This is a genomic window from Tritonibacter multivorans, from assembly GCF_001458415.1.
Classification (GTDB): domain Bacteria; phylum Pseudomonadota; class Alphaproteobacteria; order Rhodobacterales; family Rhodobacteraceae; genus Epibacterium; species Epibacterium multivorans.
In genome coordinates this window covers 107,370-122,174 of record NZ_CYSD01000042.1, presented here as the reverse complement: position 1 = coordinate 122,174, position 14,805 = coordinate 107,370, and the positions used below count along the sequence as shown (strand labels likewise).

The window sequence follows — 14,805 nt, the reverse complement described above, 5'->3', positions numbered from 1 at the left end:
GCAAAAAACGGAAACATTATCCCGCTAATTGGGAGTGTGAAGCGCCACTTCTGCCCGCATCATCGAACAATCCCGCGCCAACTGGCGATTACGCGCGCGGATGCGGTCGCGAATGAAATCCAGAAACACCTTTACCCGCGCAGGCATCCCCCGGCCCGGCGGGCGCAGGGCCCAAAGCTCCAGCTCGGGCAGATCGCTATAGCTTGGCAAAACCCGGATCAGGCGCCCTTCGCGCAGATGATCCGCCGCCTGCCAGAGCGAGATCTTGCAGATCCCCACATCCGCCAGCGCCAGATCCATCAGCGCATTGCCAAGGTTCGATTTCACCTGCCCTGTAACGCGCACCTCATGCACCTGACCATCTGCGCCCTTCAGCCGCCAGCTGCGCCGGTCGCCCAGAGGCAGGCAACTGTGCTGCATCAGGTCTTGGGGATGGTCCGGCAGCCCGGCGCGCGCCAGATACCCGGGCGAGGCCACCAGCCATGTGGGGTTGCGGTCCACCTTCTGCGCCCGCAGGGACGACGGCTCCAGCTCGGCAATGCGAAACGCCAGATCATAGCCATCACCGACAATATCCACCACCGCATCGCTGAAATGCAGATCCACGTCCACCTGCGGATAAAGCAACAGGAACTCTGGCACATGCGGCAGGATCTGACTGGTGCCAAAGGACGCCGGCGCGGTGACTTTGACCCGGCCCGTCACCGCACCACCTTCCTGCGCCAGCACGGTGCGCGCCTCTTCCATGTCGCCAAGGATCCGGCGCACATAGCCCAGGAACAGCTCTCCGTCCGGGGTCAGCGTCACCGCGCGGGTGGTGCGGTGAAACAGGGTCACGCCCAGCTCTGCCTCCAGCGCTTTGATCCGCTCGCTGGCATTGGTCGAGGACAGGCCAAATTCGGCCCCCGCCCGGCCAATCGCGCCCAGCGTCGCGACGCGGTCAAACAGCTGCAGGTTTTTCTGTTCCAATGCCATGGCGCGCTTTGGTCCCTTGGGTGTCGATCCCCCCAGAGATAGAGACGCCCGCCCGCCCCGCCAAGCCCCCGCAGATTCAGCGCCCTAAAACAGGGCGCTAAAAACAGGCCCCCCGAAACAGGGAAAGGGCAGACCCGTGGAGGTCTGCCCTTCGCTTACACAAACCGACGCCAAAGGGAGGAGCGCGCGGCGTCTGGCCTGTGGGTCGTTCTTATTTCGCAGCTGCGGCTTTTTTCGCTGCGGTGGTCACCTCTTCGGTGGCCTTTTTCACAGCGGCAGTTGCCTCTTCGGACATGTCTTTGCCCGCAGCCATCAGGACTTCAACGGTGTCCATCTGAACTTTTTTCGCGATCTCAGCAAAAGCGGCCATGTTCTCGGCAGCAACTTCAGCAGACGCAGAGGCGAAATCGGTCGCGGCTTTTGCGTAGTCGGCAGGCTCTGCCTTAACTTTGGAGATCTCACCCATTTTGGTCAGGGTGTCTTTGGTCCACTGAGAGGACAGCTCTGCGGATTTCTCAGCAGCGTCCAGGGCAACGGTGGACAGTTTTTCGCTCAGAGCAGCAGTGCTCTTGAAAGCGTCTTCCATTGCGGAGGTGTCAACCGGGAACGCGCCCATCATGTCTTTGAACATCGCGGTGAAGTCTTGGTTAGCCATATTACTCATTCCTTGTGCATGCCCTGACGGGCCAGCCCCGTCCTCTGTGCGTAGCTATACTATGGATGCTGCGGTGCAGCATTTCAAGGGTTTTCTGCTGCGTCGCAGAAAATTCATCAAAAATTGCGTATCACAGCGCGCGTAAATTATGCAAAAAGCCGCCTCGCAGAGAGACGGCTTTTGAATGCAACTGTATGCCGTATTACCCCCTGCCCTTAGCGGGCTGCGCGGGCGCGGACATATTGGCCGGGGGCGGCCTCCAGTGCCGGGAACTCGGGGCTGCCGGGAATGCGGGCGGGCACCTGTTTGCCGGACCGTTTCTTCAGCCACTCCGCCCAGCGCGGCCACCAGGACCCTTCGGTGAACGTGGCCGCTTCCATCCATTCCTCGGGCGTGCCCTTGAGGTCGGCATTGGTGTAATGGCCGTATTTGTTGCGGCTGACCGGATTAACGATGCCTGCGATGTGCCCCGACTGGCTGACCACAAAGGTCTTGGAGCGTGACCCCATCTGCTGCACCCCGCGATAACATTGCTTCCACGCGGCAATATGGTCGGCCTCGCAGGTGATCGACATCACCGGGACATCCACGTCTTTGACGTGCAGCTTGTGGCCCAACAGCTCGAAGCCGTCGTTCACAAATTCATTGTTCTGACACAGGCCGCGCAGATACTGCACCGCCATCTTGCCCGGCAGGTTGGTGCCATCGCCGTTCCAATACAGCAGATCAAAAGCCGGCGGCGTCTCTCCCAGCATGTAGCTGCGAATCGCCGGCGCATAGACCAGATCATTGGACCGCAGGAACGAGAAGGTGCGCGCCATAATATACTGCGGCAGGATGCCATCATCGCCAATCTCGGCCTCGATCGCATCGACAAAGTCGTTCTGCAGGAAGGGTGTAAACTCGCCCTGATCGGCAAAATCGGTCAGCGCGGTGAACAGCGTCGCGGATTTGATCGACTTGTCACCGCGCTGTTTCAGCAGCGACAGGGTCAGCGACAGCGTGGTGCCCGCAATACAGTAGCCAACCGCATTGACCTGATCGACGTCACAGATCTTCTTGGCGGCGTCAATCGCGCCCAGGTAGCCCTCTTCGATGTATTGCTCCATGCCCACATCGGCATAGGTCTCGTCCGGGTTCACCCAGGAGGCAACGAACAGCGTATAGCCCTGCTCGGTCACCCATTTAACCAGGCTGTTCTTTTCCTTCAGGTCGAGGACGTAGAATTTGTTGATCCACGGCGGGAACAGCACAATCGGAGTTTCACAGACGGTTTCGGTCACCGGCGTGTATTGGATCAGCTCCAGCATGCGGTTGCGGAACACAACCTTGCCTTCGGTGGTGGCAAGGTTTTCGCCAACCTCAAAGGCGCTTTCATCGGCCAGACGCACGATCAGCTCGCCGTCATTGGCCTCAAGATCCGCGACCAGATTTTCAAGCCCGTCAATCAGTGACTGGCCTTCCGTCTCCAGCGCTTTTTCCAAAGCGTCCGGATTGGTCGCCAGAAAATTGGTCGGCGACATCATATTTATAATCTGCTCGGTGAAATACCCCAGCCGCCGCTTGTCGGTGCTGTCCATGTCGTCGACCTCTTCCACCATCGACCGCAGCACCTCAGAGTTCGTCAGATACTGCTGTTTGATGTAGTGAAAGTAAGGGTTGGACTGCCACAGCGGGTTCTGAAACCGGCGGTCCTTCGAGGGGGCGTCCTCCAGCTCAGAAATCTGGCCACTGACCATCTTCTGGGCCTCGGCAAAGTTGTGGACCGATTTGCTCCAGAACTCGACCTGCTGGCTCATCAGTTTTGCGGGGTTTTGAAGCATTCCGCTCCAATAGGAGGATGCTGCACGTGCGAAAAGCTCTTGATTCGGACCATCCAGCCCCGGGTGGTGATTACGTTTATGCGCCATCACCTCCATCAGGCGTTTCGAAAGGGTCTCAACACGTTCAAGATTTTCCTTAAGGCGATCAACGCTTTCCCCCGAAGTCACTTCATTTGCGGTGTCAGTTGTTGTCATCTTAAGGAAACCCCCATAATCTTTCTGCTGTGCAGAATGTGTAGACCACATTCCATGACAAAGCGACGAAAGCACCGACTCCACAACCATGTCGGGAAGCCAGCGAAGCGAAATTGCGCTATATTTGCGCAGACCGTCTCAAACGCTGGCAAAAGAGACACTGGGTCCCAGAAGATCGGGGCGCTAACCCTTAGTAAAGACCGGAAGAATACCGGAACGAGTGACACGCCCGCACCCCGGGGACCGAGGAGAACCAGATGCGTTACATGCTATCATATGACTTGATGGAGACTTTGCGCAATGCAAACCAGTGGTATGGCGCCACAGCTCTGTCGATGGCCTCCTATCCGGCCTTTGCCGCAATCCCCAATCCGATGCTGAATTGGATGGCTGCCTGGGGCGAAGTGACCGAGCGCAGCTTTCAGCGTATGGTCGCCAAACCCGACTGGGGCATCCACACGGTCACCTGCGAAGATGGCAAGGACCATCTGGTGGAAATCGACAAGGTGATCGAACGCCCCTTTGGCGATCTGATCCACTTCCGCGTCTCGGGCCGCAAGACCCAGCCGCGCAAGGTTCTGCTGGTCGCGCCGATGTCCGGCCACTATGCCACCCTGCTGCGTTCGACCGTCAAAAGCCTGATTGAAAACTGCGAAGTCTACATCACCGACTGGCACAATGCGCGCGACATCCCTGTGTCTGCGGGCAAGTTCGACGTCGAAGATTACACGCTCTACCTCGTGGACTTCATGAAGGAACTGGGCCCCGACACCCATGTGATCGCGGTCTGCCAACCGGCCCCGCTGACGCTGGCGGCAACCGCCTATCTGGCCGATATCGACCCCGAGGCGCAACCTTCTTCGCTGACCCTGATTGGTGGCCCGGTTGACCCGGATGCAACGCCCACCGACGTCACCGACTTTGGCCACCGCGTCACCATGGGGCAGCTGGAACAGACCATGATCCAGCGCGTCGGCTTCAAATACAAAGGGGTGGGTCGCAAGGTCTATCCCGGCCTGCTGCAGCTGTCGTCCTTTATGTCGATGAACATGGAGCGCCACTCCAAAGCGTTCTCAGAACAGATCGCCCGCGTCAGCCGCGGAGAGGCCACGGACCACGATCCGCACAACCGCTTCTACGACGAATACCTCGCCGTGATGGATATGCCGGCGGAGTTTTATCTGTCGACCGTCGAACGCATCTTCAAGAACCGCGAGATTGGCGCCAATACCTTTACCGTTGCCGGCCGCAAGGTCGATATTGGCAAGATCACCGATGTGGCTGTCAAAACGGTTGAAGGCGCGAAAGACGACATTTCCGCCCCCGGTCAATGTATTGCCGCGCTCGACCTCTGCACCGGCCTGCCGGAAGAGAAAAAGGCGAGCCACGTTGAACCCGGCGCCGGCCACTATGGCATCTTTGCCGGCCGCAGCTGGCGCAACAATATCCGCCCGCTGGTGATCGAATTTATGAATGCCAACACCCGCAAACCGCCCAAGGCCGCGGCAAAGCGTCCAGCCAAACCGCAAGCGGCCGAATAAGGGGCAGGACATGTCCAGCTCTGATACGCTTTCGTTTTCCTGCCGTTGTGGCAGCCTGACAGGTCATCTGGATCCCGGCGCGCTGCGCCATGGGTTGCGGCTGACCTGTCATTGCAATGACTGCCTCGCGGCGGAACGCTACCATACGCGCGCTCAGGGACGGGACGAACCTGCGCGCGGTGTCGCCCTGTACCAGACCCATCCCGATTTTGTGCATTTTGACACCGGGCAGGAACATCTGGCGGTGATGCGGCTGGGGCCAAACGGGCTGATGCGCTGGTATGCCAGCTGCTGCGGCACGCCTATGTGTAATACGCTGGCAAAACCCACCCTGCCCTTTGTCGGGGTCTGTGTGAACACGCTGGAAACCCCCGACGCTCTGGGCCGCGAAAAAGCCGAAGGCTTCCTGCCGCCGCGCACCCCCGGCGGCCAGCCCCGCCATCGCGGTGCCGGGCGTCTGGTCTATGGCGTGTTTTCGCGGATGATCACCTCGCTGGTCACCGGCCGCTGGCGCAACACGCCGTTTTTCGACACGGGCAGCCGCACCCCACGGGCCGAACCGATGGTCCTTTCAAAATCCGAACGCGCGGCGCTCTACGACTGAAGGCTGGTCAGTACCCGTTCCAGCGAAACGCCCCCTCGGGGGACAGTTTGGAAAACGGGTTGTGCGACACTTCCCAGACGTGGCCTTCAGGGTCGCGGAAATACCCGGTGTAGCCGCCCCAGAAGACCTCTTTTGCGGGCGACAGCACGGTCGCCCCTGCCGCTTCGGCCTTGGCCATAATCGCATCCGCCGCCGCGGGGCTTTCGACATTATGGCTCAGCGTCATGGCGCCATGGCCCAGCTCTGCCTCGCGCAGCCCCATGTCTTCGGCCAGTTTCGCCCGCGGATACAGCCCCAGCGACTGGCCCAAAAGGTCAAAAACAACAATACCTTCGTTGAGGTGCTGCACCTCTGCCCAGCCCAATGCCGCGTAAAACGCCGCCGCACGGTCAATGTCGTGCACGGCCAATGTGATCAGGCTTACCCTTTGGTCCATTCTACCCTCCCAGACCCGTCTGGGGCCAACCCTAGCATCTAAAGAACATTAAGGGAACAAAAATCACTCGATCCCCTCTGACTGCAACCAATCCACCATCGCCCTGACCGCTTGGTCTGTTGCATGGGGCGACATGATATCCCCTGCAATAACATGAGAATACGGATCGTCACCGGCGCTCAGATCGGGATGCCCAACCGTGCTGTCACCGCCCCATTGCGCGGCCAGATCTGCGGTGACACTGGCATCCACCACCCAGTCCTCGGGCGAAAACCAGAACAGGGCAGGCGTTGTCGCCCGTGACCAGTCCTGCTTCTGAACCGTCTGCACTGCGGCGGCCATCGGCATCAGGGCCACGGTGGGATATGTGGTGGTCCAATATCGCCCATGTTCAGTGTTCGCCGGTTCAAACGCACGTTCCGCGCCGGCAACGATCGGCCCCCAATAGCGCGCCGCTGGCAGCGACAACACTTTGTCCATGCTCCCCTGCAGGGCAAAGTTCGGCGACACAAAGATCTGCGCGGCAATTGCGCGTTTCAGTTCCGGGTCCAGCTCTGCCAGCGCCATCAGCGTGCCCCCGGTCGAGGTGGACATCACCACCACCCGCTCCCCCACATGCCGCGCCACCGCCAGCGCTTCGGCCACATCCTGCATCCAGTCCTGCACTGTTGGCTCTGCCATGGCGGCGCTGCCGCGCCCATGACCCGCAAGGCGGGTAAAGACCAGATTGGCGCCCAGCGCCGCAGCCACGCGATCCGGCACCGGGCGGATCTCCTCGGACGTGGCCGAAAACCCATGCACATACAGCACCGAAACCGGCGTTTTTGCCTCCGATACGCCTGCCCAGACCACCCGTTTTTCAACGCCCGGGGTGATATCAGAGAAGCCCGCTTCCACCTGTTGGAAATAGGCGTCCACGCCGCCATCCAGTTGGCTGTCGTCAAAAGACACTTCCAGATCAACGGGTTCATAGGGCCCAAAGGCAAACAGTGCCGCCGCCGCGACCCCCAGGCCCAGCCCCAGGCCCAATACGCCCCGGCCCATGATTTTCAATGCGCGCCGCATGCGTCGCCCTCCCGCTGAGCAGTTTCAACAAACCTGCAAGCCAAGGCCAAGTGCCGCAATACGAACGCCGCGTCACGCGCGAGGTTACAGAACCTCCGCGACCGCGGCTTCGATCAGGCCCAGGCAGGCTTCGTCCGAAAACCGGTGATCGGCATCTTTGACCAGCGTCAGCCGCATGTCATCGCAGGTGGCATGATCCAGCAGGCGCAGCGCCGTTTCCGTGCTGACCGCGCTGTCATCGGTGCCCTGCAGGCAACGCACCGGAAACGGCAGCGGCAGGGCGTCGCGCAGCACCAGGTTCTCGCGCCCGTTCTCCACCATCCGTTTGGTGACAATATAGGGCTCCATATAATCGCTCGGCAGCGCCACCTGCCCCTCGGCCTCCAGCTGCGCTTTCTGCGCGTCGGTGAAATTGGCCCAGTACCCATCCTCGGTGAAATCTGGAGCTGCGGCGATGGTGACCATGCCCTTGATCCGGGTCGCCCGCGCCTTTGCCAACAACAGCGCCTGCCAGCCCCCCATGGAGGATCCCACCGGCACAATCGGCCCCTCGGTCAGTTGATCCACCGCCGCAAGCGTGTCCTCGTGCCAATCGCCAATGCAGCCTTCCTCAAACGTGTTCGAAGACTGCCCATGCCCGGAATAGTCAAACCGCAAAAACGCCTGCCCCCGCGCCCGCGCCCAAGTCTCCAGATGCAGCGCCTTGGTGCCTTCCATGTCGGATTTCAGCCCGCCCAGAAAGACCACGCAAGGGCCCTGCCCTTCGGTCTTGTGATAGGCGATTCGCCGCCCCTGCGGCGTGTCCAGATAGCTCGGGGTGGTCTCAGCAGACATCAGCGCTCTCCCTAAATCTCGGTGCTTGCCGTTGGAATGCCACGTTTTTTGCCCCGATGCAAAACTCCTGTCGTCGCTTCCACTGCCCCCATTAGGTGACCCAATTGACACGTGACTATTTACTCACCTATAGTCAAAACATGGACGCGATCTTCAAAGCCCTGAACGACCCAGCCCGCCGCGCGATCCTGGATAGCCTGCGGGACAAAGATGGTCAGACCCTGTCAGACCTGCTGCCACAGTTCGACATGACCCGCTTTGGGGTGATGAAACACTTGGGTCTCCTGGAAGAGGCCGGACTGATCACGACCTATAAAAAGGGGCGGTTCAAATACCACTATCTGAACGCCGTGCCCCTGCAGGAAGTCATCGATCGCTGGATCGAACCGCTGATTGCCGCCCCGCTTGCCCGCGGCATGATTGATCTCAAATCCCACCTGGAGGGGGACCAGACTATGCTCGACACCCGCACACCCGACTTTGTTCACCAGACCATGATCCGCTGCACCCAAGATGCGCTCTGGGACGCGCTGACCCGCGCCGATCAGGTCGCGCTGCACCATTTTGCCTGCTCCAAAGCCAGCGGTGATGCCACCGCCACAGGCGATCGGATGGATATGATCCGTCAGGACGGCAGCGTCATGCTCAGCCAGAAGGTCACCAAGATCGAACCGAAATCCCGGCTCGAAATGACCTTTGAACCCAACTTTGGCGATGGCGTCAAAACCATCAGTCATATGGCCTTTGTGATCGAGGTCGAAGGCCCCCACTGCAAGCTGACCTGCGAACACTACGAGATTCCCGAAGCCCATGCAGGCGTCCGCGACGGCTGGGCGCGCTATATTGCGTCGATGAAAAGCTGGATTGAAACCGGCACCCCCATCAAGCTGCCAAACTAAGGGCGCGCGCGCATGACACCGGAGCTTTTCTACCTGACCCTGACGGCCCTGCTTGCAGGGTCGCTCTGGATCCCTTTCATTGTCGGCGTCAGCTCAGAACCGGAGGATTACACCGACTTCACCCGCCCGCCCGATCAACGGCGCATGCGGGATTGGGTGCAACGCGCCTTCCGGGCCCATCAGAACATGCTGGAAACACTTTTGCCCTTTGCCATTGTTGTTCTGATCGCCCATTTGGCCGGGATATCCACCTGGGTCACATCAACCGCCGCCGCCGCCTTTTTCTGGATCCGCATCCTGCATGCGGCGGGCATGATTTCGGGCCTCGCGACCTTCCCGATCCGCCCGATCCTGTTCACCGCCAGCTATGCCTGCACTGTTGCCATCGCGCTTGCGCTCCTATTTGCGCCTGCGGCCTGACCCCACCCCAACAGCTGAGCCTCAATGCAGGCTCAGCAACAGTTCAATATCGCGCTTGCTCAGGGGCTGCAGCAAGTCACGCTCTTCCAAACTCAGCCCCGCGCCGCGTTGAATATGCGCCTCCAGCAACAGCGCAATGGTGCTGGTTGTCTGATAATACAGATCCGGCTGACTGCGGCTCAGCTCTTCAACCAGCCGCTGCAACAGCTTCTTCTGCCGTTCACTGTCCAAATCTTTCCGCTTGTCCTGCAACATCGCGCACCTCGCTTCCGCGCCCCAATGATCCTCCCCAGATAACCCGTTTCCCCATCAAAACAATGGCCGCTTTGCGCCACCCCGTTTCTTCTTTTGGCCCCAAATACTCCGGGATGCGCGAAGGGCCGGCCCTTCGCTCCCGCCCTCACCGCCTGCGGGAACCGCTAAAACTTGAACCGCATTTTCTCCAACGCCCCTTGACCTCGCCGCCCCCTTTGGCCATTCAGGGCGCACACAAATAACCCGCAACCGGGCGTTCAGTGGGCGCCAAACCGACGAGGAGCAGCCAGGCACATGGCCCAGATTTCCCTCACCTTCCCCGATGGCAACGCACGCGAATTTGACGCAGGCATCACCCCTGCCGACGTCGCGTCCTCCATCTCGACCTCCCTTGGTAAAAAAGCGATCTCCGCCACCGTAAATGGCCAGCACTGGGACCTCCAGTGGCCGATTGATGCCGATGCCTCCATCGCCATCCACACCATGAAGGACGAACCCCAAGCCAATGAGCTGATCCGCCACGACCTCGCCCATATCATGGCGCGCGCCGTGCAAGAGATCTGGCCCGACACAAAGGTCACCATTGGCCCGGTGATCGACAATGGCTGGTATTACGACTTCGACCGATCCGAGCCCTTCACCCCTGAAGACCTCGGCGTGATCGAGAAAAAGATGAAAGAAATCATCAACAAACGCGACGCCGTCCGGACCGAGGTCTGGGATCGTCAGCGCGCGATTGATTTCTACACTGAAAACAACGAACCCTATAAAGTCGAGCTGATCGAAAGCATTCCGGGCGATGAGCCGCTGCGCATGTATTGGCATGGCGACTGGCAGGACCTCTGCCGCGGCCCGCACCTGCAGCACACCGGCCAGCTTCCGGGTGACGCGTTCAAACTGATGTCCGTGGCCGGCGCCTACTGGCGCGGCGACAGCGACCGCCAGATGCTGCAGCGCATCTACGGTGTCGCCTTCACCGGCAAAGAAAAGCTCAAAGCGCATCTGACCATGCTGGAAGAGGCCGCCAAACGCGACCACCGCAAGCTGGGCCGTGAAATGGACCTGTTCCACTTTGAAGAGCACGCGCCGGGGTCCGTTTTTTGGCACCCCGCCGGCTGGCGTGTGTTCCAGAACCTCATTGCCTATATGCGCCGCCGTCAGGAGGCCGCAGGCTATGAGGAGGTCAACACCCCCGACATTATGGACCGCCAGCTCTGGGAGACCTCGGGCCACTGGTTCAACTACATGGACAATATGTTCCTCGCCAAAACGCATGACGATCGCGACTATGCACTGAAGCCGATGAACTGCCCGGGTCACATGATGATCTACAACCACTCTCTGCGCAGTTACCGCGAGCTTCCGATCAAGATCGCAGAGTTTGGCAAGGTCCACCGATACGAGCCGTCGGGCGCGCTGCACGGGCTTCTGCGCGTGCGCAGCTTCACCCAGGACGACGCGCATATCTATTGCACGCCGGAACAGCTGACCGACGAATGTCTGAAGGTGAACGACCTGATCCTGTCGATCTACAAAGACTTCGGCTTTGAAGATGTGCACGTCAAACTCTCCACCCGTCCGGAAAACCGGATTGGCTCGGACGAGAGCTGGGATCTGTCGGAAGGCGCGCTGAAAACCGCGCTGGATCGTGCCGGCATGGACTACACCATCTTTGAGGGCGAAGGCGCGTTCTACGGCCCCAAACTGGAATATGTTCTGCGCGACGCCATTGGCCGGGACTGGCAGTGCGGCACCCTGCAGGTGGACTACAACCTGCCGGAACGCTTTGGCTCGACCTATGTCACCCAGTCCGGTGAAAAGCAGGCGCCTGTCATGCTGCACCGCGCGCTGTTTGGCTCGCTCGAACGCTTCACCGGCATCCTGATCGAGAACTGGGAAGGCAAACTGCCCTTCTGGCTTGCCCCCCGTCAGGTGGTTGTCGCGTCGATTACATCTGATGCCGATGACTATGTGGCCGAGGTGGTCGAGACCCTGCGCAAAGCGGGCATTCAGGCCGAAGCCGACATCCGCAACGAGAAGATCAACTACAAGGTCCGCGAACATTCGCTGTCCAAAGTCCCGGTCATTCTTGCCGTCGGTCACCGCGAAGTCGAAGAGCGCACCGTCTCTGTGCGTCGTCTGGGTCAGAAACAGACCTCGGTCGAGACCCTGGAAAATGTTACAGCCACCCTCGCCCGCGAGGCGACGGCCCCTGACCTGCTGTAACAATCGACGAAAAACTGTAACAGATTGGCCCCCATTTCGGGGGCCTTTTTGTTACAGCCCCTCCGCTTGGGCGGGAAATCACCTTAAAAACATGAAACCATCGGCAAATTTGCGGTCACATGACCTAACGCGGTCGTGAGGCACGACCTCGTGAATGTTCCTTTCAGAAACACTCGGTTAGTGTGTCCCTGTCACTTGATAAGACACGCAAACACTCAGGAGGACATGCGTATGTCGACCACCAAGAAAACCTTCGCAGTCGCAGGCGCCGTTGCAACCGCACTGGCCGCAATGACCGCAACTCAGGCCGCGGCGGCCGCCAAAGAGAAATGCTATGGCGTGTCTGTCGCAGGCGGCAACGACTGCGCCGCAGGCCCCGGCACCACCTGCGCGGGCACCTCGACCGTTGACTATCAGGGCAACGCCTGGACCCTCGTCCCCGCAGGCACCTGCGAAACCATGGACGTGCCCGCAATGGCGGACGGCACCGAGCGCAAGGGCTCCCTCGCCCCGCTGGAGCGCGACCTGCCGGCATAAGCCCCGGCCCAAGGACATGAATTCGGGGCCGCGCCACATCCGGCGCGCCCCACCCCTTCCGTCTCCCCCCGGATCTGATTTGAAGGAGGTCACAATGACCACGCAGCAGGCAGCTTCGCATTTGCCCGCCAGACCGGGTGTCGGCTACAAGCCGCAGCATTATGCGGCGATCATGGAAGACGCAGGGTCTGTAGACTGGCTGGAAATCCATGCCGAAAACTACATGGGCGACGGCGGCCGCCCCTTGGCACAGCTGCGCCATCTGTCTGAAAAATTCCCGATCTCGGTCCATGGTGTTGGCCTCTCTATTGGCGGCGAAGCGCCCCTGGACCCAGATCACCTCGCCCGGCTGAAACATTTGCTGGGCTGGTTGAAACCGGCGTCGTTTTCGGAACACCTCGCCTGGTCCACCCACGACAGCCATTTCTTCAACGACCTTCTGCCCCTGCCCTACACAGGCGCAACGCTGCAGCGCATCTGCGATCACATCGACCAGCTGCAAGCGGTGACGGGGACGCAGATGCTCTTGGAAAACCCCTCCAGCTACCTCGCCTTTGCGGAAAGCACCTGGGCCGAACCCGATTTCCTGGCCGAGGTTGCCCGCCGCACCGGCTGCGGCCTGCTGCTGGACGTCAATAATGTCTTTGTCTCTGCCACCAATCTTGGCTTTTCGCCGCAGGGCTATATCGACGCCTTCGCGCTCGAACAGGTGGGCGAAATCCACCTCGGCGGCCATGATGAGGACACCGATGACCACGGCAAGCCCCTGCTGATCGACAGCCACGGGGCCGAGGTCGTGGACCCGGTCTGGGCGCTTCTCGACTATACGTTGGACCGCGCTGGCCCCAAGCCCGTGCTGGTCGAATGGGACACCGATGTGCCCGACTGGCCCGTGCTGGAATCCGAGGCCGCCCGCGCCGCCACCGCGCTTGCACGTCTGCCCATGGCCGCGCAATGAGCGAACAGATGACAGCCGCGCCGATCACTCAGGCCGCGTTTACGCAGGCCATGCTGGACGCCCGCCAACCGGTCCCCGAGGGGCTGTTGGACGGTCAGGGCCACCCCGCCGGGCGCCGTTTCAGCGTCTATCGCAACAATGTCGCCGTATCGCTGACCGAGGCCCTGCACGAAGGATTCCCGGTCATCGCCAAGCTTCTGGGCAAGGCCAATATGGACGGGCTCGCGGGCATCTACCTGCGCGCCCACCCGCCGAAATCGCCGCTGATGATGCACTATGGCGAAGACTTCCCCGACTTTCTGGCCGGGATGGAGCAACTGGCCCACCTTGGGTATCTGGCCGATGTGGCGCGTCTGGAGCTTGCCATTCGCCGCAGCTACCATGCTGCGGATGCCACAGCGATCGATCCCGACTGGCTGGGTGCGCAGGCGCCGGAAACCCTGATGATGGCGCGGCTGATCCCAGCTCCGGCCGTACAGGTGGTCCGCTCCCCCTGGCCGATCTTTGACATCTGGCGCTTCAACACAGATGACGACGCGCCGCAGCCGCAGGCACAGGGGCAGGACGTGGTTGTTCTGCGCCCGGAGTTTGACCCGCAGCCCGCCCCGCTGGATCCCGGCGCGGCCACCTTTGTCGACAGCCTGCACCACGCCCCGCTGGGCGCGGCTGCAGAACAGGCCGCAACCGAAGTGCCCGATTTCGACCTTGGCCAAACCCTTGCGCTGCTGCTTGGCGGCCACGCCCTTTGCCACCTGACCCACGCCCCAAACGAACAGGACCTGACATGAACGCCCTGCTGTCCCGCTACACCGATCTGATTAACACGCTGAACAAACACGCGGATCTTGCTGTCCCCACCCTGGCCCGGCTGGTTTTTGCCGCGGTGCTTCTGGTCTATTACTGGAACTCGGCGGGCACCAAAATCGATGGCTCGATCTTCTCGCCCTCTTCCGGTGCCTTTGCCCAGATCTTCCCCGCTGCGGCTGAGGCCGTACTGTATGATGTCACCCAGCTGAACATCTTCCAGCGTCTGGTGATCTTTGGCGGCACAGTTGCCGAATATGTGCTGCCCTTCCTGATCCTGATTGGCCTGTTCACCCGCCTTGCCGCGCTTGGCACCATTGGCTTTATCTGGGTCCAGACTCTGGTCGACGTCACCGGCCACGGCGTCAAACTGGGCGGGCTGTTTGACAACAGCATTGCCTTGATCGACCAGCGCGTGATGTGGAGCTTCCTGCTGCTGGTGCTGGTCTTCAAAGGCGCAGGCGCGCTGTCGCTGGATGCACTTGCGGCCCGTGTGGCGCCGCGCGCAACGGCCTAAGCCCCCCGGGCTTTCCCCCGCACACAAAACGGCCGCGCCCTTTTCGGGACGCGGCCGTTTT

At 60.7% G+C, this 14,805-nt stretch carries 16 protein-coding genes; 9 read left to right on the top strand and 7 right to left on the bottom strand.

All coding sequences use genetic code 11. The features are described 5' to 3' along the window. Positions 1 to 24 precede the first annotated feature (24 nt). The 3 genes from TRM7557_RS16335 to phaC form a co-directional block, all read right to left on the bottom strand. The gene (locus tag TRM7557_RS16335; RefSeq protein WP_074941807.1) at positions 25 to 975 is read right to left on the bottom strand and encodes a LysR family transcriptional regulator; all 951 of its coding nucleotides are present in this window, start codon (positions 973 to 975) and stop codon (positions 25 to 27) included. Between the two features lie 211 nt (positions 976 to 1,186). Further along, positions 1,187 to 1,630, bottom strand: coding sequence for a phasin, PhaP (locus tag TRM7557_RS16330; protein WP_058291290.1), 444 nt, complete (start codon positions 1,628 to 1,630; stop codon positions 1,187 to 1,189). Between the two features lie 215 nt (positions 1,631 to 1,845). Further along, on the bottom strand, positions 1,846 to 3,648 hold the full coding sequence (gene phaC, locus TRM7557_RS16325; RefSeq protein ID WP_058291289.1) for a class I poly(R)-hydroxyalkanoic acid synthase: 1,803 nt from the start codon (positions 3,646 to 3,648) through the stop codon (positions 1,846 to 1,848). Positions 3,649 to 3,905: 257 nt separating this feature from the next. Between phaC and phaZ the strand changes: the two genes are divergently transcribed. After that, positions 3,906 to 5,189, top strand: a complete 1,284-nt coding sequence (gene phaZ / locus TRM7557_RS16320; RefSeq protein ID WP_058291288.1) for a polyhydroxyalkanoate depolymerase — start codon at positions 3,906 to 3,908, stop codon at positions 5,187 to 5,189. Between the two features lie 10 nt (positions 5,190 to 5,199). Continuing rightward, positions 5,200 to 5,793 (top strand): DUF6151 family protein, encoded by a 594-nt coding sequence (locus TRM7557_RS16315; protein ID WP_058291287.1) that lies wholly within the window; start codon positions 5,200 to 5,202, stop codon positions 5,791 to 5,793. Positions 5,794 to 5,800: 7 nt separating this feature from the next. Here TRM7557_RS16315 and TRM7557_RS16310 read toward each other — a convergent pair whose 3' ends face one another. From TRM7557_RS16310 to TRM7557_RS16300, 3 genes are all read right to left on the bottom strand, one after another. Further along, on the bottom strand, positions 5,801 to 6,229 hold the full coding sequence (locus TRM7557_RS16310; protein ID WP_058291286.1) for a VOC family protein: 429 nt from the start codon (positions 6,227 to 6,229) through the stop codon (positions 5,801 to 5,803). Between the two features lie 63 nt (positions 6,230 to 6,292). After that, positions 6,293 to 7,294, bottom strand: coding sequence for an alpha/beta hydrolase (locus TRM7557_RS16305; protein ID WP_058291285.1), 1,002 nt, complete (start codon positions 7,292 to 7,294; stop codon positions 6,293 to 6,295). Positions 7,295 to 7,378: 84 nt separating this feature from the next. After that, positions 7,379 to 8,128: an alpha/beta hydrolase gene (locus TRM7557_RS16300; RefSeq protein ID WP_058291284.1), complete on the bottom strand. Its 750-nt coding sequence runs from the start codon at positions 8,126 to 8,128 to the stop codon at positions 7,379 to 7,381. 140 nt (positions 8,129 to 8,268) lie between these two features. Between TRM7557_RS16300 and TRM7557_RS16295 the strand changes: the two genes are divergently transcribed. After that, positions 8,269 to 9,027, top strand: coding sequence for an ArsR/SmtB family transcription factor (locus TRM7557_RS16295; protein ID WP_058291283.1), 759 nt, complete (start codon positions 8,269 to 8,271; stop codon positions 9,025 to 9,027). 12 nt (positions 9,028 to 9,039) lie between these two features. Further along, positions 9,040 to 9,447, top strand: a complete 408-nt coding sequence (locus tag TRM7557_RS16290; RefSeq protein ID WP_058291282.1) for an MAPEG family protein — start codon at positions 9,040 to 9,042, stop codon at positions 9,445 to 9,447. A 21-nt stretch (positions 9,448 to 9,468) separates the two neighbouring features. Here TRM7557_RS16290 and TRM7557_RS16285 read toward each other — a convergent pair whose 3' ends face one another. Further along, on the bottom strand, positions 9,469 to 9,702 hold the full coding sequence (locus TRM7557_RS16285) for a hypothetical protein (protein WP_058291281.1): 234 nt from the start codon (positions 9,700 to 9,702) through the stop codon (positions 9,469 to 9,471). Between the two features lie 294 nt (positions 9,703 to 9,996). Between TRM7557_RS16285 and thrS the strand changes: the two genes are divergently transcribed. The 5 genes from thrS (at position 9,997) to TRM7557_RS16260 (ending at position 14,744) form a co-directional block, all read left to right on the top strand. Further along, entirely contained in the window at positions 9,997 to 11,928 is a 1,932-nt protein-coding gene (gene thrS, locus TRM7557_RS16280; protein WP_058291280.1) for a threonine--tRNA ligase, read from the top strand. Positions 11,929 to 12,159: 231 nt separating this feature from the next. Next, the gene (locus TRM7557_RS16275) at positions 12,160 to 12,465 is read left to right on the top strand and encodes a BufA1 family periplasmic bufferin-type metallophore (protein ID WP_058291279.1); all 306 of its coding nucleotides are present in this window, start codon (positions 12,160 to 12,162) and stop codon (positions 12,463 to 12,465) included. A 94-nt stretch (positions 12,466 to 12,559) separates the two neighbouring features. Further along, complete coding sequence (gene bufB, locus TRM7557_RS16270) at positions 12,560 to 13,423, top strand: MNIO family bufferin maturase (RefSeq protein ID WP_058291278.1); 864 nt, start codon at positions 12,560 to 12,562, stop codon at positions 13,421 to 13,423. Continuing rightward, positions 13,420 to 14,211: an HvfC/BufC N-terminal domain-containing protein gene (locus TRM7557_RS16265; RefSeq protein ID WP_235811502.1), complete on the top strand. Its 792-nt coding sequence runs from the start codon at positions 13,420 to 13,422 to the stop codon at positions 14,209 to 14,211. Before bufB ends, TRM7557_RS16265 begins: the two co-directional genes overlap by 4 nt. After that, positions 14,208 to 14,744, top strand: a complete 537-nt coding sequence (locus tag TRM7557_RS16260) for a DoxX family protein (RefSeq protein ID WP_058291277.1) — start codon at positions 14,208 to 14,210, stop codon at positions 14,742 to 14,744. The genes TRM7557_RS16265 and TRM7557_RS16260 overlap by 4 nt, the downstream gene beginning before the upstream one ends. The last annotated feature ends 61 nt before the right edge of the window (positions 14,745 to 14,805 follow it).

Bases quoted from the DNA above. Each gene is read 5' to 3' on its own strand.
- TRM7557_RS16335 (WP_074941807.1), bottom strand. From the start codon at position 975: ATGGCATTGGAACAGAAAAACCTGCAGCTGTTTGACCGCGTCGCGACG.
- TRM7557_RS16330 (WP_058291290.1), bottom strand. From the start codon at position 1,630: ATGGCTAACCAAGACTTCACCGCGATGTTCAAAGACATGATGGGCGCG.
- phaC (WP_058291289.1), bottom strand. From the start codon at position 3,648: ATGACAACAACTGACACCGCAAATGAAGTGACTTCGGGGGAAAGCGTT.
- phaZ (WP_058291288.1), top strand. From the start codon at position 3,906: ATGCGTTACATGCTATCATATGACTTGATGGAGACTTTGCGCAATGCA.
- TRM7557_RS16315 (WP_058291287.1), top strand. From the start codon at position 5,200: ATGTCCAGCTCTGATACGCTTTCGTTTTCCTGCCGTTGTGGCAGCCTG.
- TRM7557_RS16310 (WP_058291286.1), bottom strand. From the start codon at position 6,229: ATGGACCAAAGGGTAAGCCTGATCACATTGGCCGTGCACGACATTGAC.
- TRM7557_RS16305 (WP_058291285.1), bottom strand. From the start codon at position 7,294: ATGCGGCGCGCATTGAAAATCATGGGCCGGGGCGTATTGGGCCTGGGG.
- TRM7557_RS16300 (WP_058291284.1), bottom strand. From the start codon at position 8,128: ATGTCTGCTGAGACCACCCCGAGCTATCTGGACACGCCGCAGGGGCGG.
- TRM7557_RS16295 (WP_058291283.1), top strand. From the start codon at position 8,269: ATGGACGCGATCTTCAAAGCCCTGAACGACCCAGCCCGCCGCGCGATC.
- TRM7557_RS16290 (WP_058291282.1), top strand. From the start codon at position 9,040: ATGACACCGGAGCTTTTCTACCTGACCCTGACGGCCCTGCTTGCAGGG.
- TRM7557_RS16285 (WP_058291281.1), bottom strand. From the start codon at position 9,702: ATGTTGCAGGACAAGCGGAAAGATTTGGACAGTGAACGGCAGAAGAAG.
- thrS (WP_058291280.1), top strand. From the start codon at position 9,997: ATGGCCCAGATTTCCCTCACCTTCCCCGATGGCAACGCACGCGAATTT.
- TRM7557_RS16275 (WP_058291279.1), top strand. From the start codon at position 12,160: ATGTCGACCACCAAGAAAACCTTCGCAGTCGCAGGCGCCGTTGCAACC.
- bufB (WP_058291278.1), top strand. From the start codon at position 12,560: ATGACCACGCAGCAGGCAGCTTCGCATTTGCCCGCCAGACCGGGTGTC.
- TRM7557_RS16265 (WP_235811502.1), top strand. From the start codon at position 13,420: ATGAGCGAACAGATGACAGCCGCGCCGATCACTCAGGCCGCGTTTACG.
- TRM7557_RS16260 (WP_058291277.1), top strand. From the start codon at position 14,208: ATGAACGCCCTGCTGTCCCGCTACACCGATCTGATTAACACGCTGAAC.